This window comes from Mycolicibacterium sediminis (genome assembly GCF_010731735.1).
Classification (GTDB): Bacteria; Actinomycetota; Actinomycetes; order Mycobacteriales; family Mycobacteriaceae; genus Mycobacterium; species Mycobacterium sediminis.
Genome location: NZ_AP022588.1, coordinates 2,137,682 through 2,163,732 on the forward strand (window position 1 = coordinate 2,137,682; position 26,051 = coordinate 2,163,732).

Here is a 26,051-nt window from a genome sequence, read left to right on the forward strand (position 1 = left end):
CTCAGGTGGGGTCGTGGCCCCAGTTCATCAGCGAGTACCGCCACCGACTGTCCTCGACGTCACCCGAGGGTCGTTGCGCCAGATGGCGCTTCACGTATCCGACGACCTTCCGCATGTGCGCGTAGTCGTCGTCGCCGAGGTCGCCCTTCTTGGACTTCAAGATCTCGACGATGTGTCGCCCACTCGCGTGCCCCGTGGACTCCGAGTCGCCGGACTTCTGCCCGACCTCCTTGGATTCGTCTGAGTCGAGCCACTTCTCGAGCTGACTGGCGGTCATGTTCACGGCGTCGTGGAAGTCCTTCCACGTCGCGTCGTCGTCGTCGGTCATCGGGTGACCTAGAAGAGTGCCTTCTCGACCTGATCGGGTCCGCCGAAGTCGCCGTCGGGGAGGCCGGCGATGTCGTCGACGACGCCCTGCTCGGCACCGTTGCTCTTCGCGAGGTCGACGAGATCGGCCTTGCTGGAGGGGTAGCTGGCGCCCGCGAGGGCCTTCTGTACATCGATGGGATTCGGCATGCCGCCCACGTACCCGGGTGATCGGCGCGAAAACGCCGGGTGCCGGAAAACGAACGACTTCCTTCGCGACGGCGATGGTCGATTGTCCGACGAGGCCGCGGACCACGAACACCGCGCTATTCTTCGTTCGAATTGATCAGATCGGGAGGTTGCGTGTCGCACGACGAGGCAACGTCGAGGATTGCCGAGATGGCGGCGCTGTTGGCGGACGTGCAGCGCAACGTTCCCAACGACGTCGGCGCGATGCTGTCCGAGATCATCGACAGCGCCACGCGTGCGCTTCCGGGCGCGCAGTACGCGGGTGTGACGGTGGCGAGCCGCGGCGGTGAGGTGCGGTCGATTGCGGCCACCAACCCCATCGCGGCAGCGCTCGACGAGATCCAGGAGCGGGAGCGGCAGGGGCCGTGCCTGGAGGCCGCGTGGGAGGACCACGTGGTCAGGGTCGACGATCTGACCACGGAGAGCCGGTGGCCGCGCTACTCCCGCAGTGCCCTGCGGGAGAGCCCCGTCCGGTCGATCGTCTCGTTCCGACTGTTCGTCGACCAGAGCACCCTCGGCGCATTGAACTTCTATGCCGAGGAGCCCGGCGCGTTCGACGACGACGCCGTCGAATTGGGCTTCGTCTTCGCCACCCATGCCGCGCTGGCGTGGGGGATGATGCGGCGGGACGAACAGTTTCGCAGCGCGCTCGCGTCGCGGGACATCATCGGCCAGGCCAAGGGCATGCTCATGGAGCGTTTCGCCGTCGACGCGGTACGCGCCTTCGATCTGTTGAAGAAGCTGTCGCAGGACACGAACACGCCGGTGACCCGAATCGCCGAGCAGATCGTGGAGAAGGGCACCGCGCAGCACGAACGCTGACCGGTTTCGTCGCACGTCGCACGGGGTAGCGCCGCTGGTAGTCCCTTTCACCGGCGAGGAGTTCACCATGTCCGTAATGCGTTGCACCAAGGCCAGGTTCATGGCGGTCGTGGGATCGGCTGTGATGTTGCTGGGCCCCATCCCGTTGCTCGCTGGATGCACCGACGGCGGCGGCGACGCGCCCAGCTTCACCACGACACAGTCGTCACTGGACGACAGCACGCCGACGAGTGACCGCCACCCGGAACCGTCGGGCCGACCGGACGGCGACGATTCCGAGATCGGTACCGGCTCTAACTAATTCGTCGTCGGCGGTCGAAGCCGGGACATCCGTCAAACGAAGCGAAACACCCGCCGTTGACTATCCCGTCAACGAAAGGAAACTTGATGGATTTGAGAGGTTCAGACGCTGAAACGACTGCTGGGAACGCATCTTCGGCCGATCGGAGACCGCCCGCCCGGACTCGTGATCGGGTTCCCACGGCGGTGCATCGGGGTGCAGACTCTTCGGCAGGGCCCTTTAGCCACGTGGGGTGTATGACACCGAGGCTCAGGAGGTCGCATGACCGCGGAGATTCAGGAAGACCGGACCGAGACCGTGACGCACACTCGGTCGGGAGACCGGATCGCACGGGCCACGGCCTCCCACGCCGACGAGCAGTACGACGGCGTACACGAGATGTTTCACGAACTCCGCGCCCTCGACCCGAACTGCGCGGCGTTTCGCCGGCTGCGGGAGCGAATCATCGAGCAGTGCCTGCCGTTGGCCGACCACATCGCCCGGCGCTACCACCGCGGTAGCGAGTCGCTGGACGACCTCGTTCAGGTGGCGCGTGTCGGACTGCTGAACGCGGTCAACCGGTACGACCCCGACGCGGGCGACTTCCTCGCGTTCGCGGTCCCGACCGTCATGGGGGAGGTCAAGCGGTACTACCGCGACTTCAGCTGGGCGGTGAAGGTGCCGCGGCGGCTGAAGGACATCTACCCGCACATCGCACCGACGATCAGCGACCTGTCGCAGAAGCTGGGGCGGGCACCGACACCGTCGGAGCTGGCCGCTGAATTGCGCGTTCCCCGTGAGGATCTCGTCGAAGGTCTGGTGGCGGGCGCGTCGTATACCGCGCGGTCGATCGATGCGGTCTTCGGTGACGACGACGACGGCGTCGCGATCGTGGACCGGCTCGGAGGGCCCGACCCGGCCATCCGGCACATCGAGGACCGCGAGGACCTGCGCGCCCATCTCGCGACGCTGCCGCGGCGGGAACAGCAGATTCTCCAGATGCGGTTCTTCGAGTCGCTGACGCAGAGCGAGATCGCGGCCCGGGTCGGACTGTCCCAGATGCACGTCTCGCGCCTGCTCGCACGCGCACTCGACACCCTGCGCGAGCGCATGAGCGACGACGGGGTGGCGCCGATGTCCCGCGTGGGCTGACTTCTGCGCGCAGGTTCGGTTGACGGCACTCACATCGGGTAGTCGAATCACATGGTGACGCCTTCTGCGGACGACGCCCCACTCGGTGTGGTGGGGGTGGGTGCGTCGGCCGGAGGGGTCGAGGCGCTCAAGCAATTCGCCGCCGGTCTTCCGCCGGACCTGCGCCAGGCAGTGTTGGTGGTCCTGCACGTCGCGCCCAGCGCGCCGAGCGTCCTCGGCCAGATCCTGGACCGCAGCGGTCCGCTGCCGGCCGCCGCGGCGCGCGACGGCGAACCGTTGCGGGCCGGACGGCTGTACGTCGCCGTACCGGACCGGCACATGCTCGTCGAGGACGGCAGGATCGTGCTCTCGGGCGGGCCGACCGAGGACCGGCACCGGCCGGCGATCAACCCACTGATGCGCTCGCTCGCACTGTCCTACGGCCCGAAGGCGACCGGCATCGTGATGTCCGGGGTGCTCGACGACGGCGTCCTGGGGTTGCAGGCAATCCGCTCGCGGGGAGGGGTGACGATGGTGCAGGACCCCGACGATGCCCTGTACCCGGACATGCCACGCAACGCCCTGGCGATGGTGGACGTGCAGCACACGGTCTCTGCTGCCGGGGCAGGCGCGCTATTGAAGTCCCTCGAACCGAGCCACGACAACGGATCGACGGGTACGCCGGATCCGGTGCTCGCGTTGGAGAACGAGATCGCCATGGGACCGCCATTCGGGGAATTCGACGTCATGGAGCTGGGCGTGCCATCGGGACACACGTGTCCCGACTGCAGCGGCTCCCTGGTCTCCATCGGCGACGGGAACCTGCGCTGCCGGATCGGACACGCGTGGACGCCCGAGGCGCTGCTCGAGGCGTGGACCCAGGACACCGAGAACGCGCTGGGTGTCGCACTGCGCAGCCTCCTCGAAAAGGCGCAGTTGGCTCGTTCGCATGCCAAGGTGATCAACGACGGCGTGCTCAGCAGCCGGTATCTCGAGATCGCCGAGGAGGCGGACAGTGCGGCGAGCGAGTTGAGGAAGCTGCTGGGCAGCTCGTCGCGGGTATGGGGGAAGCCCCGTGACCCGTCCTGACGACGCCGATCTGCTGAGGATCGATCAGCACGTCGCCCCGGGGCATACCGCCCTGCTGATGAGCGGCGTCCTGGACGGCGTCACCTACCGGACTGCGCGCGACGCGATCCTCAAGGCGGCGGTCGACGGACCCGCCAACCTCGTCATGGACGTGACCGACGTCGTCGCGCCAAGGCCGTCGGCATGGGCGGTGTTCACCAGTGCCCGGTGGCTGACCAACCAGTGGCCGGACGTGCCGATGGGCATCTCCTGTGCGCACGCGTCGGGTCGGCGGACGTTGGCGCGCAACGGCATCGCCCGGTACGTCCCGGTGTTCCGGGACGTCGACGCGGCGGTCGCGGCGCTGACCCGGGAGCACCCCGGCGTGCGCCGACGCATGCGTCACGAGTGGCCGGCGACGTCGTCGTCGGTGCCCGCCGCACGCGAATTCGTCGCGCACTGGCTGACGGCATGGGGTTCGGCCGACATGGTCGCCACGGCGACCGTCGTGGCGACGGTGCTCGTCGACAACGTCCTGCGGCACACCGACAGTCGCCCGGATCTCCGGCTCGAGCTGAACCGCGCCAACGTGACCGTCGCGGTCTCCGACGGGAACAGCGCGGCGGCAGCGGTCCGGGAGGACGCCGAAGCGGCAGGCCGGTTGAGCGAGCTGACCATCGTCGGCGTACTCACGCTGGCCTGGGGCAACACCCCGATCGACGGCGGCAAGACGGTGTGGGCCGTGATGGGACCCCAGAACCGGCTCTGACGAGGCCGCGTTTGTCGCCGACGTCGTCGGGTACCGCGTCCCCAGGAACCGACCTTGGGAGGCGAGACGGTCATGGACGCAACCGCGAACACCAGACCCGGCGATACGGACGCATCGATGGGCGAGCTGCTCGGGCGACTGTCCGCGCAGACCTCGAGGCTGGTGCGTGACGAGATCCGGTTGGCGCAACGGGAGTTCCAGGACTCCGCGAAGCATGCGGCATTCGGAGCGGGCCTCGGTGGGGCCGCCGGAGTGCTGGCACTGTTCGGGTTCGGGGCGGTGATCGCCGCGGGCATCGCCGCGCTGGCACTGGTGCTGCCCGTCTGGGCGGCCGCGCTCATCGTCGCCGCGGTGCTCTTCGTGGTGGCCGGCATCGCAGGCGCGCTGGCCAAGAAGCAGGTGGACGAGGTCGCACCCGTGGCCCCCAGGACGGCCGAGACCGTCAAGGACGACGTACGAGAGGTGAACGATGCCCGCCATGCCTGACGACCCACGACCCGAACCCGACGAGGACGCCGGCGTCGACGAACTGCAGGCCGACATCGAGGCGACCCGCGAGGAACTGGCGGACACCGTGTCGGCGCTCGCCGACAAGGTCGACGTGAAGGCGCGGGCCCACGACAAGGCCGAGGAGGCCAAGGCCGCAGTGGCGCAGAAGGCGCACGACGTCGGCTCCGGCATCGACGCCAACCGGGGCAGCGCCGCAGGCATCGCGGTCGGCGTGCTGGTGGTCGTCGGCCTCCTGGCGTGGTGGCGGCGACGTCGCCGCTGACGCCCGGACCGCGGTGGACGGGGAACGATCACCGCGGGCCAGATCGCGAAGCGCGTGGCGCCCGGAGAATCGCCGCCGCAGGCCGGGGTAGGGGTCAGCGACGTCGCGGATTCGAAGGAGGTGCCATGACCCAGACGATCGACCGGCCCACGGCCACCAGGCGCAAGGCCGTCAAGGTGGCCTTCGACGAGGGTGACGTCATCTTCGCCGAGGGTGACCCGCCCGAGTGCGTCTACCTGATCACCGAGGGCAAGGTCCGCCTCGGCCGTGTCTCCCCCGCCGGCAAGAAGTGCCTCTACACGGTGCTCGGACCGTCGGACGTGCTCGGCGAGGTGGCGGTCCTCGACGGCACCGGGCAGCCCGCGACCGCCGTCGCGATGACCGACGTCCGGGCGGTGGCGTGGGACCGGTCGCAGCTGACCGATCTCGCCGCGGCCCATCCCTCGGCCGCCGACCACCTGATGCGCGTGCTGGCGCGCCGGATCCGGCGTAGCTCCGACGACATCACCGACCTGATGTCGGCAACGGTGTCGGCCCGCGTCGCCAAGCACCTGCTCCGGCTCGCACAGCAGTTCGGCCGCCAGGACGGCGGCGTGATCCGACTCACCCTCGACCTCAACCAGGAGCAGTTCGCGCAGCTCGCGGGGACGTCGAGGGAATGCGTCAATCGTGCACTGGCCGACTTCTGCGAGCACGGCTGGATCAGACTGCGGGACAACGTCGTCGAGATCGTGGACTCCCAGCCCCTGGCGCAGCGGATGGATGGTGAGCGCCGTCTCGGCGCCGTGCAGCGCTGAGTCGATCCCGGCGTCGGGACACGGCCGAGTCGACGCCGGACCATCGCCGACCCGGCCGTCGGGGCGGGTTTGAGCGTCGGCGGAACCGGGCAGGCTGCCAGCGCCCGCACACCCAGCGTTTGCGGACGCGCGGTGCTTGAGGCGTTGAGAACGCAGCGCCTCAAGCACCCCGTCCGCGCTGCCGGGGCCGGAGCCATTGCGTCCAGCCCCTCGTCGGCCGACAATGAGCCCCTGGCGTGCAGAGGGGGTGTCCACTGACGATCGGCGCGGATTCCCGGTGTGTCCCCGGTGACGAGGAGGCCTCGGCGCCCACCCGACGAGGTGCCCTCGCCGCGACCCGCGCGTCCCAACTCCGCCGACGTCTGATTGAACTGGCGGGGGGCTGCGCACCGACCCCGGCCGCGGCGGTATTCGCTCAGCAGTGCGCCCAGCAGGCGGTGGGGCGTGCCGCGGTCGCCCACCAGTCGGCGCTGTCCCGCCACGACGAGACGCGGCGGGTGCACCTGCGCGCGGCCGCCGCCCACGAGCAGGCGGCGATCGTGTCGCACTGCCTCGACAGCGACCGCCATCAGGAGGCCGCGGAACGGCATCGCGACGCCGCGGCCCAGCACGCGGCGATCATCGCGTCGCTCAGCGGTCGGGTGGTTCCTCTGATTCGACCATCAGCAACGCGCCACTGACCACGCCGTCCACCGAGCGGAACGAACTGCACGTCACGCGCACCTCGATGCGTCGTCCCCGGCGGTTCACCGCTTGCACAAGTGCCTGCCCGGTCGCCTGGGGATCCACGAACGCGTTGCCGATCAGCGGCTTGAGCACCTCGATCGGGAGCCCGATGTCCAGGTTGGTGAACGGGACACCGGTGGTCTCCTCCGCGCGCATGCCCCACAGTTCCTCGCTGCCGCCGTTCCACGACACCACCCGCATCTCGCGGTCCAGGACGATCATCCCGACGTTGATCGAGTTGACCAGCGAGCCAAGGAAGGTCTTGGCGTCGTCGAGTTCACCCGTGCGTTCGCGCAGCGTCTCGTTGATGGTGTGGAGTTCGTCGTTGGTCGACTGCAACTCCTCGTTCATCGTCTCGAGTTCCTCGTTGGTCGACTGGAGTTCCTCGTTGGTGGTCTCGAGTTCCTCGACGGTGGACTGGAGTTCCTCGTTGGTGGTCTCGAGTTCCTCGTTGGTCGACTGCAGTTCCTCGTAGGCCGACTCGAGTTGGCCGTTGGTCTGCACCACCTTCTCGACGAGAATCCGGTTGGCCGTCACGTCGAAGAACACGACCGACACCCCGACCAGACCGTTCTCCGAGTCGACGAGCGGGTTGACGTGGATCTCGAACCAGGTGGTCTCCGCACCCGGGCGCTCCCAGCTGACGTCGGCGATCTTCGCCGCCCGGCGCTCCACCTTGGCCTGCTCCACGTAGGCGCGCAGCTCGACCGGACGGTAGGAGATCTCCAGATCCCGCAGCAGCCGCCCGATGTCGCGTGCGGACAGCCCGAACGTCACCTCGGCCTGGTGGTTGATCATCGCGACGGTGTCCTGGCCGGTCACGACGATCTGCGGCACGGGGCTGGCGGCGAAGGCCAGATCGCGGATCGGTGCAAGGCCGGTCAGGCTGCCCTGGCGCTCGGTGCGCGGATCCGGTGCCTCCACCCGGGTGAGTTCACTGCGAGATCCCGCGGCGCGGACGAAGATCCGGTTCGCGAGGTCCACCGGGGCGAACTTGTCGGAGTGGCTCAGCAGCATCTCGGCGTGGCCGAGGAACAGCACCCCCGCCGGCGCGAGCGCGAAGTGTAGGCGGCGCAACACGTTTCGCTGGGTCTCCGCGTTCAGGTACATCAGGGTGTTGCGGCACACCAGCAGATCGACCCGCGAGATGGGGGCGTCCTTGACCAGGTCGTTGCGCCCGAAGATCACCGCACGGCGCAGGTCCTTGTTGAACACGTACCGGTTGCCGACGTGCTCGAAGTAGCGCTCGAGGAAGTCGGGCGGCACCGACTCCACGGCCCTTTCGTCGTACGACGCGCCGCGCGCCTCGGTGAGTGCATCCTCGTCGATGTCGGTGGCGTAGATCTTGACGCGCTGCCGGAACGCGTCGGGGTCCATGGCGTCGGCCAGCAGCATGGCCAGCGTGTAGGCCTCCTGGCCGGACGCGCAGCCCGCACTCCAGACCCGGATCGTCTGGTCGCCACCGCGGGCGGAGACCAGGTTGGGGATCACCTCGGCGCGGAGGAACTCCCAGGCGGCGGGGTCGCGGAAGAACGCCGTGACGTTGATGAGGATGGTGTTGAACAGCGCGGCGAACTCCTCTGGGCTCGCCTGCAGGACGTCGAGGTAGTCCTCGAACGAGGTCACGCCCAGCTGCTCGATGCGGTGCCGCACCCGCCGGGTGAGCGACGTGCGCTTGTACCCGGTGAAGTCGAACCCCCTGGCGTCCCGCATGTACCGCAGGAGCGTCTCGAAGGATTCGTCCAGCTGCTCGCTCATCAGGATCCGTCCACGTCAGCGACCCTACTTCCCCGGACGTCACCCCGGCGACCGGTCGACTGTTCGCGGTGCGGCGCGGAGTTCAGAGGGTGACCGACCCGCCGCGCTCGAGTTCCACGAGGCGGTCGGCGCGACCGCGTCGCTCCATCGCCGCGCGGAAGTCCGACAGCGGCGAGGCGAAGACGCCGTAGTCGTCGAAGTGCACCGGGATGGCCGACGGCAGGTCGAGCAGTTCCGCGGTGGCGGCGCCCTGCTCGCCGTCCATGGTGACGGTGAGCCCGAACGGGAGCTTGCGGCCCGCCGGGATGCGGGTGCCGCCGAGGTGGAGCACCCCGGCGTCGATCGCGTCGAATCGCACGGGGATCTCGGCGAGTTCGTCGATGTAGAGGGTGTCGCCGGAGACGTACAGCCGCCTGCTGGTGCCCCGTCGAGCGGTCCGATCTCCACCATGGTGCCCATCACGGGCGGCAGGAGCCGGCGCGTCCACAGCGGGGCGTGCCGTCCCGGTAGCGACGTCAGCACGATGCGGTTCCGGCTCCCCTCCAGCGTGTGCGACGCCCAGGTGTCCAGACCCAGCGCGTTGTGGAAGCCCCTGCGCTGCAGGCGGGGAGCAGCGTGCCGGGTCGTCACGACCGGCAGGTCGTGGTCCAGGTCGCGCTGGGCGACGCGATCCCAGTGGTCGCCGTGCATGTGCGACAGCACGATGGCGTCGATGGCGGGTAGCTGGTCGATCGTCAGTGCAGGGGAGTGCAGCCGCTTCGACACCAGTCCGTGGCCGAGGTAGGCGTGCTGACCGCGGTGCAGGAAGTTCGGATCGGTCAGCAGGGTGAGGTCACCGGTGGAGATGAGCGTGGTGGCATTTCCGATGAACGTGACCGTGACGTCGTCTGACACGTGGGGCCCCTTCCGTTTCGGTGTTGCGGCTACCTCGTCGGCGGGCGTCTAAACGGTCGCGTCCAGCAGGCTCGCGGCGAATCGCAGGTCGGCCACCAGGCCTGCGAACGACTCGTCCCTGGCCTCGGGCGGGCCGCGCAGGATCGACGACGGATGCACCGTCACCACCAGGTCGGGCCTCGGGTCGTTCGATTCGGGCGACGTCGGCATCTCGATGACCTCCTGACGGTGCGCGGTGACGCGGAAGTCGTTGCCCAACAGTGACTTCGCCGCGGTCGCCCATCAGGACCACGACCTCCGGCGCGACGGACTCGAGTTCGGCGAACAGCCACGGCCGGCAGGCCACCACCTCGAGCCTGCTCGGCGTCTCGTGCAGCCGTCTGCTGCTGCCCTCCGAGCGGGTGAACTTGAAGTGCTTGACGGCGTTGGTGACGTACAGCGGCTCCCGGGCGATGCCCGCAGCGTCGAGTGCCTTGTTCAGCACCCGTCCCGCAGGTCCGACGAACGGGGCGCCGGCCCTGTCCTCGTGATCACCGGGTTGTTCGCCCACCAGCATCATCCGCGCGGCGGAGGCACCGTCGCCGAACACGACCTGGTCGGCGTCCTGATATAGATCGCAGCCACGGCACCGACCTGCGGCCTCGGCCAGCGCGGCGTGGTCCCGCGTCTGCGGCACGAAGTCCTGAGCATCAACGCGAGCACCAACCACGATGGCCCGGTACCCCGGGTGACCGGTGCGAAACTCAGCCGGTGGTGCGGGCGCGGTGCGCGGTGAGTGCCTCGTCGATGCTGGCGTAGAGGGGCACCGGGCACTCCTCGGCGAGGTGGCCGCATCGGCGCGTGTCGGCCACGATCGCGACCCGGATGGGCAGGGCGGTGTGGTGGGCGCGGACCAGAGCCTGGCAGCCGGCCGGCGTGCACGACGTCACGCGCCGCATGTCGAGAAGCACGGTCCGCGGGCGCGGCAGGAGTGCGTTGGCGACGTGCGCCGACAGCATCGGCGTGGTGGTGGTGTCGACGGTGCCCACGATCGACAGGATCACGGTGCCGTCGGCGATCTGCATCGAAATCTTGAGGCTCGACGCGACGGAGGGGTGTACGGCCGTCATCGACGTCACCGCCGGATACCGCTGTCGATGTGCATGTATTGGTAGTCGGTGGCACGGCGTCGAAGCGCATGCCGGACGGCCGTGATACCGGCCACAGGAGGACGGTCAGTCGGGTGTGTCGGCGTCGGCGTCCACGAGGGGGCCGTCGTCGTTCTCGAGGGCTTCGCCGCGGGCGTCGGGGTCGTCGGCGGCCAGCACGCGGACGAAGCTGTTGAAGAAGGCGATGGCGGGCACGGCGAGCAGTGCGCCGACGATGCCCGCGAGCACGCTGCCCGCCGTGATGCCCAGGACCACGGCCAGCGGGTGCAGCGACACCGCCCGACCCATCACCAGCGGCTGTAGCACGTGCGCCTCGAGCTGCATGACGGCGACGATGAGGCCGAGCGTGATCGCGGCGAAGACGAAGCCCTTGGCCAGCAGCGCGACGAGGACGGCGAGGAGTCCGGTGACGAGTGCGCCGACGACGGGGACGAATGCGCCCAGGAAGATCAGCGATGCCAGGGGCAGCGCAAGGGGAATGCCCATGATCGCCAGGCCGCTGCCGATGGCCACCGCGTCGACGAGCGCGACGAGGGAGGTGGCCCGCGCGTATCCGGCGAGCGAGTGGAATCCCGCTGCACCCGCCTCGCGGACGCGTGCGCGTTGTGCGGCCGGGACGACGCGGGTGACGAACGACCAGATGTTGCGGCCGCCGAGCAGGAAGAAGATGACGGTGAACAGACACAGCAGTGCGCCCGTGAGGATTTCGGCGATCGTGCCGGCGGTGGAGAGTGCACCGGTGGTGAGCTGGGCCTGGTGGTCGCGGATCGACTCGATGACGGTGTCGCCGGCGCGGTTGAGCTGGTCGCCGCTCAGGTTGGCGGGTCCGTTGATGAGCCAGTCGCGGGTGCTCTCGATGCTGCGAGTGACTTCGTCGGCGAGTTGTGGTGCGCCGGCGATGAATTGGTTGACGACGAAGGCCATCACGCCGGCGAGGACGGCCATGCCGAGGAGGAGGACGAAGGCCACCGCGCCACCGCGGACGGCGCCGTAGCGGTCGAGGAAGTCGACGGCGGGCAGCAGGAGCGCGGTGAAGACGAGCGCGATGGCGATGGCGACGACGACGACGCCGAGTCGGACCAGTATTTCGATGGCGACGTAGGCGGCCGCCGCAATGACGAGAAGCCGCCACGACCACGCCGCGGCGGCGCGGACCACCGGGGTTACCGGATGGTCACTGCGTTCGGTATGAACGCTGCGCCCCGCGGCTGAGGTCATGACGGCGTCGGCTCGGGGACTAGGGATCTAGAACCTAGAACCACACTTTTCGGCCGCCGACCGGGCGTCCGACCGCACCGAGGATCCACAGCACCACTCCGACGACGACCAGGATGGCGCCGATCGTGTACAGAATCGACAAGCTGGTGAAATAGCCGATGAGCAGCAAGATCACACCGAGGACGATCATTGTTCTTCCGATCTGTCGAGGGGAACCGTCTTGTTCCGGAGCGAGTATTGCCCGAACCGTTAAATTCAAACCTCACAGCAAATCCGGGTCGTGATCAGTACAGGATCCGGCGCATGTTGTCCTCGTCGTAGTACCTCTGCAATTCCTCGTCGCTGGCGTCCGGCTTGATGGCCTTGGCCAGCTGCGCGACCGACGGTACGGCCGTCGGATCCCACGTCTCGGGCTTCCATGCGTCCGAGCGCAGGAAGGCCTTGGCGCAGTGGAAGAACACCTCCTCGATCGCGATCTCGAGCGCCAGGATCGGCCGCTTGCCGTCGACCACCATGGCGTCGAAGTAGTCGGCGTCGGAGACCACCCGGCCCGTGCCGTTGATGCGCAGCGTGTCCCCGCGACCGGGGATGACGAACACCGTCCCCACGTGGGGGCGCTGCAGCACGTTCAGGAAGCCGTCGACACGTCTGTTGCCGGGCCGCTCCGGGATCGCGATGGTGACGTCGTCGAGGATGCGGACGAACCCTGGCGGATCGCCCTTGGGGGAGACGTCGACCCGCCCCGCCTCGTCGGTGGTCGCGACGAAGCCCAGCGGAGAGTGCGACAGCCAGTCCTGCTGTGCGGCCGACAGACTGCCCGTCACCTTCTTCGCGGCCGGGGCGGCCGGATGGCCCACGATGTCGCGGAGCTGCTCGACGCTGGTGACGAGGGTGGCGTGGTGATCCATGCCGACATCATCCTCCGGCGTCGAACCGCGCGGCGAGTTCCCTTCGGTCGACCTTGCCGATGCCGCGGCGCGGCAGCTCGTCGACGACGTGGACCTCGCGCGGCCCGGCCGTCGCGTCGAGGGTCCGTGCGACGTGCGCGCGCAGCTCCTCGGCCGTAGGGACCGCCGCGCCCGCGGCCAGCACCACCGCCGCGGCCACCCGCTGGCCGAGCCGGCCGTCGGTGACGCCGAACACCGCGCAGTCGCTGATGGCGGGGTGATCGGCGAGCGCGGTCTCGACCAGTGCGGGCATCACCGTCAACCCGCCGGTGCCGATCGCGTCGTCGACCCGTCCGAGCACCCGCAGGACACCTGAATCGTCAACGCCGCCAACGTCGTCGGTGCGGAACCAGCCCGCTTCCGAGAACGGATCCGGGTCGACCGGATTCCGGTATCCCTTGGCCAGGGTGGCGCCACCGAGCAGGATGCGGCCGCCGTCGAGTCGCACGTCGACGCCCTCGAGCGGCACCCCGTCGTACACGCAGCCGCCCGCAGTCTCGCTCATGCCGTAGGTCCGGACGACGGGAATGTCTGCCGCAGTAGCTCTTTCGGCAACGTTCGCGGGCATCGGGCCGCCGCCGATCAGCACGCGGTCCAGCGACGCCAGCGCGGCGGTGGCCGCGGGATCGGCCAGGGCCTTGTCGAGCTGCACGGCCACCAGCGACGCATAGCGGGGCCCGGACCCCATGGTCTCGATCGCGGCGCACAGCTCGTCGTTGGTGAAGCTCGGGTCGACCACCGCGGGCACGGTGCCGGAGATGACGCTGCGCACCACCACCTGCAGACCCGCGACGTGGTGCGCGGGCAGCGCCAGCAGCCAAGTCCCCGGCCCGCCGAGCCGGTCGTTGGCGGCGTCGGCACTGGCGATCAGCGCGGGCACGGTGAGCAGTGCGCCCTTCGGGGTGCCCGTCGTCCCCGACGTGGAGACCACGACGGCCACGTCGTCGTCGACGTCCTCACCCACCCGCAGGGAGGTGCTCAACAGCTCGGCCTCGCGCTCGTCGGCGGGCAACGGCAGGATGCCGGGCTCGCGGCCGTCGAGGACGCCTTCGAGCACCGACACCAGGACCGCGGCGGCCGGGACGGGCGGGATGACGACCGCGCGCAACCTGGCTATGTCGTGGGCTCCGGATTCTCGTCGCGAGGATCGTCCAGTGGCCAACCGCGCTCGGCGAGGTGCGACCGCACGCGCTCGACGTCCTCCTCGCGGGGGAGTTCGTCGGTGACGCCGGTGATCAGCACGCCGATGTCGACGTGGTCGAACTCGCGCCGCTTGATCAACTCCTGCGAGACGGCCGTGACCTCGTCCTGGGTCAGCTGCCGGTTGAGCAGCGCCAGCAGCGGCACGCGGTCGGCGCCCGGCACGCCCTCGGGGTAGCCGGCGTGCAGCCACGCGACGATCTTCGACAGGAAAGCGTTCACGACTGTTCCTCCCCTCAGTGCGCGGCGGTGCGGCCTCGATGCCGGACGGTCGAATGCTATCGGCGACCACCTACCCGGTGCGAGCCATGGGCAACCCGAGGCGTCGCCGGGCGTCGCGGCGACGAAGCCAACATGAACAGTCGATGAACACATCCCGGTCGACGGCAAACTGCCTGTTCAGGCCGCATCGACATGGTCACACCGGCTAGGTGATTTCGCTGAGAATCCCTCAGAATCATCCTCATGAGCGGAGAGCTGATCATCCTGGTGCTGTTGATTGCCACAGCGTTGGCATTTGACTTCACCAACGGGTTCCACGACACCGGCAATGCCATGGCGACGTCCATTGCCACCGGTGCCCTGAAGCCCAAGACGGCGGTGATCCTGGCCGGCCTGCTCAACCTCGTCGGCGCGTTCCTGTCGGTCGAGGTCGCCATCACCGTCACCACGTCGGTGCTGAAGATCCAGGACTCCAAGACCGGGTCGCTGGTCACCGGGATCGACGCCTCGACGGGGTTGACGATCATCTTCGCCGGCCTGATCGGCGGCATCCTCTGGAACCTGGTGACGTGGCTGTTCGGCATCCCGTCCAGCTCCTCGCATGCCCTGTTCGGCGGCCTCATCGGCGCAGGCCTCGCCGCACTCGGTACGGCGGGCGTCAACTGGAGCGGCGTCATCGGCAAGGTCGTCGTGCCCGCCCTGGCCGCACCGTTCATCGCCGGCCTCGTCGCGGCGTGCGGCACCTGGATCGTCTACCGCCTCACCCGCAACGTCGCGAAGAAGCGTCGCGAGGACGGTTTCCGCTGGGGCCAGATCGCCACTGCCTCGCTCGTCGCGCTGGCCCACGGCACCAACGACGCGCAGAAGACCATGGGCGTCATCGCGCTCGCGCTGATCACCACCGGCCACCTGACCGGCAACGTCAAGGAGGACGGCCTGCCGTTCTGGGTCATCGCGTCCTGCGCGCTGGCCATCGGGCTGGGCACCTACATCGGCGGCTGGCGCGTCATCCGCACGCTCGGCAAGGGTCTGGTGGAGATCGAGTCGCCGCAGGGCCTGGCCGCGGAGGCCTCCTCGGCCGCGATCATCCTGTCCTCGAGTGCCGCCGGCATGGCGCTGTCGACGACCCACGTCGCCACCGGCTCCATCCTCGGCAGCGGCGTCGGCAAGCCCGGCGCGCAGGTCCGCTGGGCCGTCGCGGGCCGGATGGCCGCGGCGTGGCTGATCACGCTGCCCGCCGCCGGACTCGTCGGCGCGCTGTCGTTCTGGCTGTCGCAGGTCGTCGAGAACGCCACGGGCAACGCGCTCGCCGGCGACGGCCTCATCTTCGTCATCCTGGTGGCGCTGTCGGGCTACATGTACTGGCGCGCACAGCAGCAGAAGGTCGACCACAACAACGTCAACGCCGACTGGGACGACTCGACGAACTCCGTCGTCCCCGCCGACGCCCGCGACATCACGGCCGACCCGAGCAAGCCCACGGCCTCGGTCTGACCCACGGCTAATAGGAGCAAGGAACTATCGTGACCTACCTCGAATCCATCCTCAAGGTGCTCGCCGTCGGACTCGTCCTGGGTGCCGGCCTCCCCGCCGTGTTCGCGGTCGGGCTGGTCGCCTACTCCAAGGGCGCGGGTGGGGCTGGGAACGACGGCACGGCCGTCGCCCCCAACCCCGCGCTGAAGGCCGCCGGCCTGGCCCTGTTCACGTTCGTGGCGGCCGTCATCGTCATCGCGATCCTCTACATCACCAAGGGCACGATCCAACACCACTTCGGGTTCAACCCCGTCCCCTTCCTCCCCGGAAAGTGAGCTGACCGCCATGACCGAGAGCACCGGCTCGTTCGACAACGTCGTGCAGTGGCTGCGCGCCGGGTACCCGCAGGGCGTCCCGCCGAAGGACTACTTCCCGCTGCTGGCGCTGCTCAAGCGGTCGCTCAGCGAGGAGGACGTCATCAAGGCCGCCCAGACCGTCCTCAAGTCGGTGAACTCCGACACCGTCACCGAGGGTGAGATCCGCACCGCCGTCGAGGCCGTGATCGCCAAGGAGCCGAATCCCGAAGAGGTGCACCAGGTCGCGTCGCGACTGGCGTCCGTCGGGTGGCCGCTGGCGGCGTCCGCCCGCTAGACACCTACGTGCTGAACGGCCCTCGGCTTCGGTCGGGGGCCGTCAGTCGTTCCTGGTGTCCCTGCGCAGCGGATGCATCTCCGGGATCTGCACGAAGATCAGGGTGACGCCGTCGGGGTCGGTGACGTGCAGTTCGTGCAGACCCCACGGCTCCTGGCGGGCCTCGCGCGCGATCGGCACGCCGCGGCCCTCGAGTTCGGTCTGTGTCGCGTAGACGTCGCGGACCTGCAGCCACAGCGCGCCAGGGAACGGCGGCGTTCCCTCGGTGGGTGCGCCGTGGCCCGCCAGCTCGATCAGCGACTGCCCGGCGTAGAACACCGTGCCCGCGCCGTACTCCCGAGCGATCGCCAGACCCACCTCGTCGCGATAGAACTCGACCGAGCGGCGGTAGTCCGCCGGCCGGAACAGCACCCGACTGGCGAGAATCTCCATGCCCGTCTGTCTAACACACCCGCCGCCACTTGCGCCGAAACGGCATTCCCTGTCGCGGAGGCGGCCGCGTGGCGACAGGGAATGCCGTTTCGGCGGGGTTGGTCACGCGGGCGCGCGGGTGACGCGGCGGGTGCTAGGTACCGGACTCGGCGGCGACGCGATAGCCGCGCACGGCGATCGGACCGAACACCGCGAGCAGCCCCGCGACCCACGCGACCGACTGCAGCACCGGCCACAGGATCGGCCCGCCGTCGGCCAGCCCTCGCATCGCCTCGATCGCGGGTGACATCGGCTGAGCGCGGACCACCGGCTGCAGCCAGCCGGGGAACACGTCGATGGGCACCATGCCGGAGTTGAAGAACAGCAGCAGGAAGCACACCGTCGAGATCCCGGTGATGATGTTCTTGCCGTTCGCCCGCACGCCCACCGCGATGATGACCGTCGCGAAGCCGATCACCATCAGCACCGGCACGAGGAGGAAACCGATTGCGGCGACCGGTCCCTGGGTGAACCGCAGGCCCATCGCGACGCCCACCGCGGCGATGGCGACGGCGCCGACGAGTGCCCGGCCCGCCTCGGCGAGGAGGCGGCCCGACAGCGCGCTCGCGCGGTGCACCGGCAGCGCCCACAGCCGGCTCAGCAGCCCGGACTCGCGTTCGTCGGGGAGGGCGGCGCCCGCACCGATCGCGCCGAACATCGCGCCGACGATCGCGCACATCGGCACCAGGCCGTAGAGACTGTCGGTGCCCGTGAGGCCCCGTACCGACTCGCCGATCACCAGCTTGTAGACCACCAGCAGGAACGTCGGGAAGATGAGCGCCTGGATCAGCACGACGGGTTCGCGGGTCCAGCGCCGCAGCAGTCGGCCGGCCTGCAGTCGGGTCTGCGAGGTGAACGTCATGCCGACCTCCGTTGCATCCGCAGCGTGATGCCGCCGAACGCGACCAGCAGCCCGATGCACCAGGCGAGGCTGGTCAGCAGGTCGACCGCGGGCACCGCACCCTGGGCGAGTTCGCGTAGCGTCCCGGCGATCTGGCTCACCGGTTGGCGGGTGACAAACCACCCCAGCCAGCCCGGAAACGCCTCCGCCGGTGCGATTCCCGTCGACAGCATGACCAGGAGCAGCTGCGGGATCAGCAGCGTCTGGCCGGCGGCCTCGGCGTTGGTGGCGACCGATCCGAGCGCGTCGGCGCCCAGCGACAGGGCCAGCGACAGCAGCAGCGCGATCGCGCAGAATCCGATTACGTGCGCGGCGTTGCCCTCGAAGCGGAAGCCGAACGCGTAGCCGACGGCGACCGACGCCGCCAGTGACGCCGTCGCGCGGATCAGCGCCGAGAGCATGCGGGCGGTCACCGGCACCAGCGACGTCATGGGCATCGAGCGAAGTCGAATGCCCATGCCGCTCAACTGGTCTCGCGCCGCCCGGTCCGCCGTCGTCATCGCGGTGAAGATCATCGCCTGCACGACGATGACGGGCAGGATGTACTGCGGGTAGCTGACGTCGCCGGTGTCGATGACGTGGCGCAGGGTGAGGTTGAAGCACAGGAAGAACGCGATCGGTCCGCCGATGGCGAAGATCAGGTCGCCGTCGCGGACGGTGCCGCGCACCGATCGCTCGGTGAGTGCGCGCAGAGCGCTCACGACGTGACCGCCGGCGCCCCGGTGAGGGTGAAGAACACCTCGTCGAGGGACGGCTTGCGCAGCGAGATGTCGTGCAGGTCGACCCCGAGTTCCGACACGCGGCCGAAGACCTCGGACATCGTGGCGAAGCCGTCGGGCGCGGGGACGGACACGGTGCCGGCCTCGCGGTCGACCTCGACGCCACCGAAACCGCCCAGCGCGTCGGCGATTCGGCTCAGGTCCGCGACGCTGACGGGCGTGATCTCGCAGTAGCTGCCGCCGATCGTGCGCTTGAGGTCGTCCGGCGTGCCGTCGGCGATGACCGTGCCGCGGTCGATGACGACGATCGCGTCCGACAGCGCGTCGGCCTCCTCGAGGTACTGCGTCGTGAGCAGCGTGGTGATGCCCTGGTGCTTGAGGCCGCCGATCAGGTCCCACACCTCGCGGCGGCTGCGCGGGTCCAGGCCGGTCGTGGGCTCGTCGAGGAACACCACCTTGGGCGGGACGACGAGACCGCAGGCGATGTCGACGCGCCGCCGCATGCCGCCGGAGTACGTGCCGACGCGCTTGTCGCCGGCGTCGGTGAGGCTGAACGTCGCGAGCATCTCGTCGGCGCGCTCGCGGGCGGCGGCCTTGTCCATGCCGCGCAACCGCGCGAACAGGACCAGGTTCTCGCGTCCGGTCAGCAGTTCGTCGACGGCGGCGTACTGGCCCGTCAACCCGATCGACTCGCGCACCTGCTTGGCCTGCCGCACGACGTTGAAGCCGGCGATGGTCGCGGTGCCGCTGGTCGGGCGCAGGAGCGTGGACAGGATGTTGATCGTGGTGGTCTTGCCTGCGCCGTTGGGGCCGAGCACGCCCAGGACGGACCCGACCGGCGCGGAGAAGGTGATGCCGCTCAGCGCCTGGTGGTCGCCGAAGCGCTTGGTGACGTCGTCGAGCTGGATCGCGAGATCGGACACGCACCCGAGTATGGCATGCCTAACCTAACTAACTACCCGGCGGGCTGGACCCGCTGACGCTTCATCACGGCGTCGACCGCACTCGGCGTGAACGCGTTGACGATGTCGGCGGCCACCGCCATCCGCGGCGCGATCCGCAGCGGCCGCGACCGCACGGCCGTCACCATCCAGTCGGCCGCCTCGTCGGCGGACAGGCCCGGCAGCCCGTCGTAGGCCCGTGTCGGCGCGATCATCGGCGTCTTCACCAGCGGGTAGAACAGCGTCGTGGAGTGAACGCCGTCGGCGGCCCACTCCGTCTCGATGACGCGGCTCACGGCGGTCAGCGCGGCCTTCGACGCGTTGTAGACGGCGAACAGCGGCGACGACTCGCTGAGCACGCCCCACGTCGACACGTTGATCACGTGGCCGTCGCGGCGCTCGCGCATGCCGGGGCCGAGGCCGCGGATCAGCCGCAGCGGGGAGTAGTAGTTCAGCGTCATCGTGCGCTCGACGTCGTGCCAGCGGTCCAGCGACTCGGCCAGCGGCCTGCGGATCGACCGGCCCGCGTTGTTGATCAGCACGTCGACGCCACCGAACCGCTCGACGACGGTGTCCACGAGGGCGTCGACCGCGTCGAGGTCGGACAGGTCGCACTCCAGCGCGGTCGCATCGCCGCCGTCCCGCGCGATGTCCGCGACCAGCGCGTCCAGCAGGTCCCCGCGACGCGCGACGACGATCACCCGGGCGCCCGCCGCCGCCAGCTTGCGCGCGCCTGCATCGCCGATGCCCGAGGACGCGCCGGTCACCAGGATCCGCTTGCCCGCCGGGTCGACGTCGCGCCGCGGCGTGCGCAGCTGGGCGGTCAGCGGTGGGCGCATGCTGGCCAGCAGCATTCCGTCGGCGAGGCGACGCAAGGGGTTCCTACTCACGGGGTCCGAGCCTAGGTCCCCGCGACGTCGGCACCGAACTCGCGCAGATCGACCACCCACAGCGTCTGCTCGACGCCGAACTCGTCGAACGTCAGCACGGGCGTGAAGCCCAGCCTCCGCGCGAGGTTCATGGACCGGACGTTCGCGGACTGCGTCACGACGATGACCGGCTCGTCGAGCAGCTCCCGGGCCGCGGCGCGCAGCACCGCGGTCGCCGCCTGGAACGCGAGCCCGCGGCCCCACAGCGCCGGGATCAGGGTGTACGACAGCTCGAGTTCCTCGCCGGACTCGCTGATGTGGCCGGGCCGGTGGGCCCCGCGCCGCGTCAGCGACATCGTGCCGAGGAACGCGTCGTCGCTGCGGGCGGCGATCACGAACGCGCCGGGCGAACCGGTCGCCGCGGCCACGCCGACGTCGTCGAGGTCCTGCTCGACGGTCGCGCGCTCCTGCGCTCCACCGAGGTGTGCCCGCACGCGGACGTCGGTCTCGTGCGCGACGATCGCGTCGCGGTCGCCGTCGCGGGCCTTGCGCAGCACGACGTCGGCCGCCTCGATGCGCTGGGTCACCAGCGTCCGTCCGGGCACCGCTCGAGTGTGCCAGGTGTGCCGGGTCATGCCCCGGCGCGAGGTGCAGGGCGTAACACGCAGCGCGCGTAGCCAATCCACGACACGATGGTCACCGCCAGCCCGAGCCCGAGCAGGAGGACGGGTCCGGACCCGACGTCGACGCCCACCGCCGCCGTGCCCGGAGCGTTGCGGTCGACCGCGGGCATCAGCATGTAGGGCAGCACGGCGACGGCGAAGGTGGCCATCGCGCCGATCACCGCCACGCCGAACGCCCCGCGCAGCGCCCCGGCGATCATCGCCCCCGCCGTCAAGCAGACGAGGACGCCCAGCGGCAGTGGCCGGAGGCTGGCGTCCACGTCGCCGGTCCTGCGCCACGCGCCCCAGCCCGCCATCTCGGCGTACCCGTCGACGCCGTGCGCGACGAACCACGGCTGTACCGCAGCCACGACGATGACCGCGACGCCGAGCGCCGCGAGGACCCATCCGGTGACCCTGGCTTCGATGACCCGCCCCCCTCTCGTCTCGTGGCGCGATTCGTGCACCCGCGACCGCGCTCACCGCGGCTGAACGTGCACAGATCGCTAGAAGTACCGCGGGAACTTCGACCAGTCCGGGTCGCGCTTCTCGAGGAACGCGTCGCGGCCCTCGACGGCCTCGTCGGTCATGTAGGCCAGCCGCGTCGCCTCGCCGGCGAACACCTGCTGGCCGACCAAGCCGTCGTCGAGCAGGTTGAACGCGAACTTCAGCATGCGGGTCGCCTGCGGCGACTTGCCGTTGATCTCCCGAGCCCATTGCAGCGCAACGGTTTCCAGTTCGGCGTGGCCGACCACCTCGTTGACGGCGCCCATCGCGTGCATCTGCTCGGCGTCGTAGGTGCGGCCCAGGAAGAAGATCTCGCGGGCGAACTTCTGCCCGGTCTGGCGGGCGAGGTAGGCGCTGCCGTAGCCGCCGTCGAAGCTGCCGACGTCGGCGTCGGTCTGCTTGAAGCGGGCGTGCTCGCGCGAGGCCAGCGTCAGGTCGCAGACGACGTGCAGCGAGTGTCCGCCGCCGGCGGCCCAGCCGTTCACCAGGCAGATGACGGGCTTGGGCATGAACCGGATGAGCCGCTGCACCTCGAGGATGTGCAGCCGGCCCGCCTGCGCGGGGTCGATGCTGTCCGCCGTGTCGCCGGAGGCGTACTGGTAGCCGGTGCGGCCGCGGATCCGCTGGTCGCCGCCGGAGCAGAACGCCCAGCCGCCGTCCTTGGCCGACGGGCCGTTCCCGGTGAGCAGGACCACGCCGATGTCCGACGACATCCGGGCGTGGTCGAGCACGCGATACAGCTCGTCGACGGTGTGCGGGCGGAATGCGTTGCGTACCTCGGGCCGGTCGAACGCGATGCGGACGGTCGGCTGCGCGACGCCGTCGAGCACGTGGCGGTGGTAGGTGACGTCGGTCAGCTCGAAGCCCTTGACGGGTTGCCACGCGGTCGGGTCGAACGGGTTGTCCGTGCTCGTCTGACTGCTCACGGGAACGACTGTAGAACGGGGACCGCCGGGTTTCGCATTCCGTACCCACGGGTACAGATCGCCCGCAGCGGCGCGGCCCATCGCGCCATGGATCAGGAGGACCACGATGAAGCGGTCAGCAGGTGTGTTGGTCTCGGGCGTGTTCGCCGGACTGATGCTCGTCGGATGCTCCGCCCCGTCCGTGCAGGGTGGTGACACCCCGTGCAAGGACTTCGTCGGGGCCGACGAGAAGACGCAGAACGAAGCGATCAACAAGATGCTCAAGGACGAGAAGGGCGCCGACCCCGCGTCGCTCGAGGTCACCGGAACGCGCCTCGCGGTGCAGACCTACTGCCAGACCGCGGGCACGCAGGACACCCCGATCAAGAACGCGCCGCACCTCTAGGCGGGATCGAACCGAAACACCGCGCAACGCCCGGCGAGAGCTTCGAACTCGCCGGGCGTTCCGTCTGTCACGAGCCCGGAGCGCTTCATGAAGCTCACCCCGGTGGAGACCAGCGTCGGGAACTGACGCAGCAGTGGGCGGGCGTCGTCGGCGGACAGTTCCACCATGCGCACCGTCTCCGAGCGCTTGCCGGTCGTCAGCGTCGCCGTGTCCGCCGCGCGGGCGTTGCGCTCCCAGTCCGCGCCCGGAAAGCCCGAGACCACGTAGCGCACGCCGTCGACGACCATCGGCGTGATGGGCGTCGACCGCGGCTTGCCCGACGTACGCCCGGGCACGGTCAGCACGACGGGGCCGTCACCGCCGAACAGCCCCAGCTTCATCAGGCCCATGAAGACCTTGTTCATCGGCTTCAGCCACCGGGGCGGCGTCGGGTCGGGCATGTCCCGAGGCTAGACCTCGACGCCCGCGGCCGTCAGCGCACGGATCAGGCCGTCCGGGCGGTCACCGACGGGCAGCGGGTCGACGAGGGCGAACCCGCATCCCACGGCGAGTGCACCGCCGTCGGCCTCCTCGCTGTCCCCGACCATCAGCGCATCGGCGGCGGCCACGCCCAGCCGGGACAGCACCGCCTCGAAGATCTCCGGATTCGGTTTCACCGCACCGACTTCGAACGACAGCACGAACTCGGTGACGAGGTCCTCGACGCCCAGAGCGCGGAACGTCGGCCGAATGTCCCACGCGATGTTGGAGACGACGGCGACCGCGATGCCCCGGTCGCGTAGGCGGCGGAGGACGTCGGCGGTGTCGGGGTAGGGCACCCAGTACGACGGGTCGACGGTGCGGGCGTAGAGCTGCCGGGCGTGGTCGTCGGTCAGGCCGGACTCGCGCATCACGTGCAGGTAGGCCTCACGGTGCAGGTGCGTCTGCAGGTCCCGGTTCACCCAGCTGTGGAACTGGTCGTCACTCATCTCGACGGGGCGGCCCGTCGGCACGGTGAGCCGGTGCATCAACTCGGCGCGCACGTGCTCGTCGACCGCCTTCTCGTCGACCAGGATGTCGTCGAACCAACTGTCGTCCTCCTCGAGACGGAACAGGGTCCCGGAGAAGTCGAACAGGACTGCGCGGGTGGGCTTGGCGTCGTCGGCGGGCACGTGACCATTCTGCCCAGCGCGGTCGTGCCCTGGTGATCGGCTACACGTAGCGCGCGCGGCCGGCGAAGGCGCCGGCGACGATCTGCACCACGTACACCGCGAGGAACATCACCCACGGCACGGTCCAGCCGTGCGTCACGTCGTGCAGCAGGCCGAACAGGAACGGGCCGGTGCCGGCGATGAGGTAACCGAGTCCCTGCGCCATGCCCGACAATTGTGCTGTGTCCTCGGCGTTGCGGGCGCGCAGCGCGATGATGGCCAGCGCCATCGAGAAGGCGCTCATCCCGACGCCGATCAGTACGCTCCACAGGACGGGCTGCGCGGCCGGCGCGACCATCAGCCCGACGGCGCCGGTGAACCCGAGCACGCCGAGCGCCACGACCCAGCCGCTCTGGCTCGGCTTGCGCGCGGCCAGCGGCGAGATGATCAACGCGACCGGCACGCCGATCAGCGACGTCAGCCCGACGAGGAGACCTGCGGTCGTCTTGTCGATGCCGTTGTCGATGAAGATCTGCGGCAGCCAACCCATGACGATGTAGGCCATGAACGCCTGGCAGCCGAAGAACAGCGTGACCGTCCAGGCCAGCGGGTTGCGCAGCAGCGAGCGTCGGGGCCCGGTCCGTGCGGTGCTGGCCGCCCAGGTGTCGCCGTGCCGACGTGACGCGGGCATCCACGCCAGCAGCGCGACGAACGCGACGACGGCCCACGCGGCCAGCGCGACCCGCCAGCCGCCGAGCGGTTCCTCCAGGCCCGGTGTCACGGCCGACCCGAGCGCGCCGCCGCCCTGCAGCGCGGCGGTGTAGATGCCGGTCATCAGGCCGACCCGGGCGGGGAACGACCCCTTGATGACGACCGGGATCAGGACGTTGACCAGGGCGATGCCCGCACACGCGATGAACGTCGCGCCGAGTACGACGTGCGGGCCGTCGAGCACGCGCAGCGCGAGCCCGACGGTGAGCGCCACCAGCGCGCTGGAGATGGTGCGGCCGAGACCGATTCGCGACGACAGCCACGGCGCGGTCAGGCCCGCGGCCGCGAAGCACAGTGCGGGCAGGGTGGTGAGCAGGCCGGCCCAGGTCGCCGAGACGCCGAGGTCGGTGCGCATCTCGCCGAGCAGGGGGGCCACGCTCGTCACCGCGGGACGCAGGTTCAGCGCGGTGAGGACGACGGCGAGGCCGAGCAGCGCGCCGCCCGCGACGGCGGGAACCCCGTCCGTACGCACGTCGGGCGCGAACGCGTCTAACTCCTGCTTGTCACCCGGCACGCTGCTACATTGCCATACATCCCATGATTGGTTGAAAGGACGTCTCCTGTGCCGTTGAGCACTGCCCGCCGCTCCGGCCTCGTCGAGCAGGTCATCGAGCAGCTCCGCGCGTCGGTGGCGGGTGGCGAGTGGCCGGTCGGCCAGCGCATCCCCAACGAGACCGTCCTGGTCGAGTCGCTGGGCGTCGGCCGCAACACCGTCCGCGAGGCCGTCCGCGCGCTGGCCCACGCCGGCATCCTCGAGGTCCGGCAGGGCGACGGCACCTACGTGCGCGCCACCAGCGAGGTGTCGGGGGCGCTACGCCGGCTCTGCGGCGTCGAGCTGCGCGACGTGCTGCAGGTGCGGCGGGGGCTCGAGGTCGAGGGCGCACGGCTGGCCGCCGCCCATCGCACCGACGCCGACGTCACCGAATTGCGCGCGCTGCTCGCCCGCCGCGACGAGTGCCTGGCGACCGGCGACACCGACGAGTTCGCCCGCGCCGACACCGACTTCCACCTCGCCGTCGTCCGCAGCTCGCACAACGCGACGCTGACGGAGCTCTACCGCGGGCTCATTGAGGCCATCACCGCGAGCGTCGCGGCCACCCACGAGACGCCGGTCGAGATCGTCGACCACGGCGTGCTGCTCGACCACATCGCGGCCGGTGACGTCGACGCCGCCGCGCGCACCGCCGGCGACCTCCTCGACCGCATCCTCGCGGGCCTCGACCCGTAGGGCAGTCACCACTCTCGGCGAGCGTGCGTGTCTGCAGGCGACACGCCGGGTGACAACCCGAGTTTGCGCACGCTCGCCGGAAGTAGTTTCCCGGCGAGCAGACGTGACCT

At 69.8% G+C, this 26,051-nt stretch carries 34 protein-coding genes and 2 pseudogenes; 14 read left to right on the forward strand and 22 right to left on the reverse strand.

From position 1 onward, the window contains the following. Nucleotide 1: 1 nt before the first annotated feature. Nucleotides 2-328, reverse strand: a complete 327-nt coding sequence (locus G6N64_RS10270) for a DUF3140 domain-containing protein (protein WP_163796795.1) — start codon at nucleotides 326-328, stop codon at nucleotides 2-4. Between the two features lie 8 nt (nucleotides 329-336). Next, nucleotides 337-516 carry a DUF2795 domain-containing protein gene (locus G6N64_RS10275; RefSeq protein WP_163796796.1) on the reverse strand — a complete coding sequence of 60 codons (180 nt, stop codon included), beginning with the start codon at nucleotides 514-516 and terminating at the stop codon, nucleotides 337-339. Nucleotides 517-705: 189 nt separating this feature from the next. Here G6N64_RS10275 and G6N64_RS10280 point away from each other — a divergent pair, with 189 nt between their 5' ends. The 9 genes from G6N64_RS10280 (at nucleotide 706) to G6N64_RS10320 (ending at nucleotide 6,874) form a co-directional block, all read left to right on the forward strand. Next, nucleotides 706-1,377 carry a GAF and ANTAR domain-containing protein gene (locus G6N64_RS10280; protein WP_163796797.1) on the forward strand — a complete coding sequence of 224 codons (672 nt, stop codon included), beginning with the start codon at nucleotides 706-708 and terminating at the stop codon, nucleotides 1,375-1,377. Nucleotides 1,378-1,444: 67 nt separating this feature from the next. Next, nucleotides 1,445-1,678, forward strand: coding sequence for a hypothetical protein (locus G6N64_RS10285; protein WP_163796798.1), 234 nt, complete (start codon nucleotides 1,445-1,447; stop codon nucleotides 1,676-1,678). 261 nt (nucleotides 1,679-1,939) lie between these two features. Continuing rightward, on the forward strand, nucleotides 1,940-2,809 hold the full coding sequence (locus G6N64_RS10290; RefSeq protein ID WP_163796799.1) for a SigB/SigF/SigG family RNA polymerase sigma factor: 870 nt from the start codon (nucleotides 1,940-1,942) through the stop codon (nucleotides 2,807-2,809). A gap of 51 nt (nucleotides 2,810-2,860) precedes the next feature. After that, nucleotides 2,861-3,877: a chemotaxis protein CheB gene (locus G6N64_RS10295; RefSeq protein WP_163796800.1), complete on the forward strand. Its 1,017-nt coding sequence runs from the start codon at nucleotides 2,861-2,863 to the stop codon at nucleotides 3,875-3,877. Beyond that, nucleotides 3,864-4,625: an STAS domain-containing protein gene (locus G6N64_RS10300; RefSeq protein WP_163796801.1), complete on the forward strand. Its 762-nt coding sequence runs from the start codon at nucleotides 3,864-3,866 to the stop codon at nucleotides 4,623-4,625. The genes G6N64_RS10295 and G6N64_RS10300 overlap by 14 nt, the downstream gene beginning before the upstream one ends. A gap of 72 nt (nucleotides 4,626-4,697) precedes the next feature. Next, a complete protein-coding gene (locus G6N64_RS10305; RefSeq protein WP_163796802.1) occupies nucleotides 4,698-5,111 on the forward strand; it encodes a phage holin family protein in 414 nt (137 codons plus the stop codon). Further along, on the forward strand, nucleotides 5,104-5,397 hold the full coding sequence (locus G6N64_RS10310) for a DUF3618 domain-containing protein (RefSeq protein WP_409370740.1): 294 nt from the start codon (nucleotides 5,104-5,106) through the stop codon (nucleotides 5,395-5,397). The genes G6N64_RS10305 and G6N64_RS10310 overlap by 8 nt, the downstream gene beginning before the upstream one ends. A 125-nt stretch (nucleotides 5,398-5,522) precedes the next feature. Further along, complete coding sequence (locus G6N64_RS10315) at nucleotides 5,523-6,194, forward strand: Crp/Fnr family transcriptional regulator (RefSeq protein WP_163796804.1); 672 nt, start codon at nucleotides 5,523-5,525, stop codon at nucleotides 6,192-6,194. A 236-nt stretch (nucleotides 6,195-6,430) separates the two neighbouring features. Next, entirely contained in the window at nucleotides 6,431-6,874 is a 444-nt protein-coding gene (locus G6N64_RS10320) for a hypothetical protein (RefSeq protein ID WP_163794988.1), read from the forward strand. On the opposite strand, the gene G6N64_RS10325 is transcribed toward G6N64_RS10320, so the two are convergent. The 9 genes and pseudogenes from G6N64_RS10325 to G6N64_RS10365 all read right to left on the reverse strand — a co-directional run bounded on the left by G6N64_RS10325 (nucleotide 6,825) and on the right by G6N64_RS10365 (nucleotide 14,307). Beyond that, on the reverse strand, nucleotides 6,825-8,678 hold the full coding sequence (locus G6N64_RS10325; protein WP_163796805.1) for a CheR family methyltransferase: 1,854 nt from the start codon (nucleotides 8,676-8,678) through the stop codon (nucleotides 6,825-6,827). The genes G6N64_RS10320 and G6N64_RS10325 overlap by 50 nt on opposite strands. Before the next feature lie 82 nt (nucleotides 8,679-8,760). After that, a pseudogene (locus G6N64_RS10330) lies at nucleotides 8,761-9,572 on the reverse strand (MBL fold metallo-hydrolase). A gap of 48 nt (nucleotides 9,573-9,620) precedes the next feature. Continuing rightward, a pseudogene (locus tag G6N64_RS10335) lies at nucleotides 9,621-10,284 on the reverse strand (UdgX family uracil-DNA binding protein). Between the two features lie 31 nt (nucleotides 10,285-10,315). Continuing rightward, nucleotides 10,316-10,681 carry an STAS domain-containing protein gene (locus G6N64_RS10340; RefSeq protein ID WP_163796806.1) on the reverse strand — a complete coding sequence of 122 codons (366 nt, stop codon included), beginning with the start codon at nucleotides 10,679-10,681 and terminating at the stop codon, nucleotides 10,316-10,318. Between the two features lie 105 nt (nucleotides 10,682-10,786). Then, complete coding sequence (locus tag G6N64_RS10345) at nucleotides 10,787-11,938, reverse strand: AI-2E family transporter (RefSeq protein ID WP_163796807.1); 1,152 nt, start codon at nucleotides 11,936-11,938, stop codon at nucleotides 10,787-10,789. A 34-nt stretch (nucleotides 11,939-11,972) separates the two neighbouring features. After that, nucleotides 11,973-12,113, reverse strand: coding sequence for a DUF6131 family protein (locus tag G6N64_RS10350; protein ID WP_163794990.1), 141 nt, complete (start codon nucleotides 12,111-12,113; stop codon nucleotides 11,973-11,975). Between the two features lie 109 nt (nucleotides 12,114-12,222). Further along, nucleotides 12,223-12,846, reverse strand: a complete 624-nt coding sequence (locus G6N64_RS10355; RefSeq protein WP_163796808.1) for an MSMEG_1061 family FMN-dependent PPOX-type flavoprotein — start codon at nucleotides 12,844-12,846, stop codon at nucleotides 12,223-12,225. Nucleotides 12,847-12,853: 7 nt separating this feature from the next. Next, on the reverse strand, nucleotides 12,854-14,002 hold the full coding sequence (gene menE, locus G6N64_RS10360) for an o-succinylbenzoate--CoA ligase (protein ID WP_409370751.1): 1,149 nt from the start codon (nucleotides 14,000-14,002) through the stop codon (nucleotides 12,854-12,856). After that, entirely contained in the window at nucleotides 13,999-14,307 is a 309-nt protein-coding gene (locus tag G6N64_RS10365) for a DUF3349 domain-containing protein (RefSeq protein ID WP_163796809.1), read from the reverse strand. Before G6N64_RS10365 ends, menE begins: the two co-directional genes overlap by 4 nt. Before the next feature lie 243 nt (nucleotides 14,308-14,550). On the opposite strand from G6N64_RS10365, the gene G6N64_RS10370 reads away from it, so the two are divergent. Genes G6N64_RS10370 through G6N64_RS10380 form a run of 3 tightly spaced genes read left to right on the forward strand, consistent with a single transcriptional unit; the run spans nucleotide 14,551 to nucleotide 16,431 of the window. Further along, nucleotides 14,551-15,801: an inorganic phosphate transporter gene (locus G6N64_RS10370; protein ID WP_163796810.1), complete on the forward strand. Its 1,251-nt coding sequence runs from the start codon at nucleotides 14,551-14,553 to the stop codon at nucleotides 15,799-15,801. 29 nt (nucleotides 15,802-15,830) lie between these two features. Beyond that, nucleotides 15,831-16,115 carry a hypothetical protein gene (locus G6N64_RS10375; protein WP_163796811.1) on the forward strand — a complete coding sequence of 95 codons (285 nt, stop codon included), beginning with the start codon at nucleotides 15,831-15,833 and terminating at the stop codon, nucleotides 16,113-16,115. A 10-nt stretch (nucleotides 16,116-16,125) separates the two neighbouring features. Further along, complete coding sequence (locus G6N64_RS10380; protein WP_163796812.1) at nucleotides 16,126-16,431, forward strand: DUF3349 domain-containing protein; 306 nt, start codon at nucleotides 16,126-16,128, stop codon at nucleotides 16,429-16,431. Nucleotides 16,432-16,473: 42 nt separating this feature from the next. Here G6N64_RS10380 and G6N64_RS10385 read toward each other — a convergent pair whose 3' ends face one another. From G6N64_RS10385 to G6N64_RS10420, 8 genes are all read right to left on the reverse strand, one after another. After that, a complete protein-coding gene (locus G6N64_RS10385; protein WP_163796813.1) occupies nucleotides 16,474-16,863 on the reverse strand; it encodes a VOC family protein in 390 nt (129 codons plus the stop codon). 133 nt (nucleotides 16,864-16,996) lie between these two features. After that, nucleotides 16,997-17,764 carry an ABC transporter permease gene (locus G6N64_RS10390; protein ID WP_163796814.1) on the reverse strand — a complete coding sequence of 256 codons (768 nt, stop codon included), beginning with the start codon at nucleotides 17,762-17,764 and terminating at the stop codon, nucleotides 16,997-16,999. Further along, nucleotides 17,761-18,504, reverse strand: coding sequence for an ABC transporter permease (locus tag G6N64_RS10395; RefSeq protein WP_163796815.1), 744 nt, complete (start codon nucleotides 18,502-18,504; stop codon nucleotides 17,761-17,763). Before G6N64_RS10395 ends, G6N64_RS10390 begins: the two co-directional genes overlap by 4 nt. After that, nucleotides 18,501-19,445 carry an efflux ABC transporter ATPase subunit, DrrA-related gene (locus G6N64_RS10400; protein ID WP_163796816.1) on the reverse strand — a complete coding sequence of 315 codons (945 nt, stop codon included), beginning with the start codon at nucleotides 19,443-19,445 and terminating at the stop codon, nucleotides 18,501-18,503. The genes G6N64_RS10395 and G6N64_RS10400 overlap by 4 nt, the downstream gene beginning before the upstream one ends. A gap of 32 nt (nucleotides 19,446-19,477) precedes the next feature. Further along, on the reverse strand, nucleotides 19,478-20,353 hold the full coding sequence (locus tag G6N64_RS10405) for an SDR family oxidoreductase (protein ID WP_163796817.1): 876 nt from the start codon (nucleotides 20,351-20,353) through the stop codon (nucleotides 19,478-19,480). Between the two features lie 11 nt (nucleotides 20,354-20,364). Next, nucleotides 20,365-20,937, reverse strand: coding sequence for a GNAT family N-acetyltransferase (locus G6N64_RS10410; protein ID WP_246231085.1), 573 nt, complete (start codon nucleotides 20,935-20,937; stop codon nucleotides 20,365-20,367). Nucleotides 20,938-20,963: 26 nt separating this feature from the next. Continuing rightward, a complete protein-coding gene (locus tag G6N64_RS10415) occupies nucleotides 20,964-21,461 on the reverse strand; it encodes a hypothetical protein (protein ID WP_163796819.1) in 498 nt (165 codons plus the stop codon). Nucleotides 21,462-21,500: 39 nt separating this feature from the next. After that, nucleotides 21,501-22,427: a 1,4-dihydroxy-2-naphthoyl-CoA synthase gene (locus G6N64_RS10420; RefSeq protein WP_163796820.1), complete on the reverse strand. Its 927-nt coding sequence runs from the start codon at nucleotides 22,425-22,427 to the stop codon at nucleotides 21,501-21,503. Between the two features lie 106 nt (nucleotides 22,428-22,533). Between G6N64_RS10420 and G6N64_RS10425 the strand changes: the two genes are divergently transcribed. After that, nucleotides 22,534-22,812 carry a hypothetical protein gene (locus G6N64_RS10425; protein WP_163796821.1) on the forward strand — a complete coding sequence of 93 codons (279 nt, stop codon included), beginning with the start codon at nucleotides 22,534-22,536 and terminating at the stop codon, nucleotides 22,810-22,812. Here G6N64_RS10425 and G6N64_RS10430 read toward each other — a convergent pair. Genes G6N64_RS10430 through G6N64_RS10440 form a run of 3 tightly spaced genes read right to left on the reverse strand, consistent with a single transcriptional unit; the run spans nucleotide 22,809 to nucleotide 25,227 of the window. Beyond that, nucleotides 22,809-23,252 (reverse strand): nitroreductase/quinone reductase family protein, encoded by a 444-nt coding sequence (locus G6N64_RS10430; protein WP_163796822.1) that lies wholly within the window; start codon nucleotides 23,250-23,252, stop codon nucleotides 22,809-22,811. The two genes, G6N64_RS10425 and G6N64_RS10430, sit on opposite strands and share 4 nt — an antisense overlap. Before the next feature lie 9 nt (nucleotides 23,253-23,261). Beyond that, nucleotides 23,262-23,963, reverse strand: a complete 702-nt coding sequence (locus G6N64_RS10435) for an HAD family hydrolase (protein WP_163796823.1) — start codon at nucleotides 23,961-23,963, stop codon at nucleotides 23,262-23,264. Nucleotides 23,964-24,003: 40 nt separating this feature from the next. Then, nucleotides 24,004-25,227, reverse strand: coding sequence for a CynX/NimT family MFS transporter (locus tag G6N64_RS10440; protein ID WP_163796824.1), 1,224 nt, complete (start codon nucleotides 25,225-25,227; stop codon nucleotides 24,004-24,006). 48 nt (nucleotides 25,228-25,275) lie between these two features. Here G6N64_RS10440 and G6N64_RS10445 point away from each other — a divergent pair, with 48 nt between their 5' ends. After that, entirely contained in the window at nucleotides 25,276-25,941 is a 666-nt protein-coding gene (locus G6N64_RS10445; RefSeq protein ID WP_163796825.1) for a FadR/GntR family transcriptional regulator, read from the forward strand. Nucleotides 25,942-26,051: the final 110 nt, after the last annotated feature.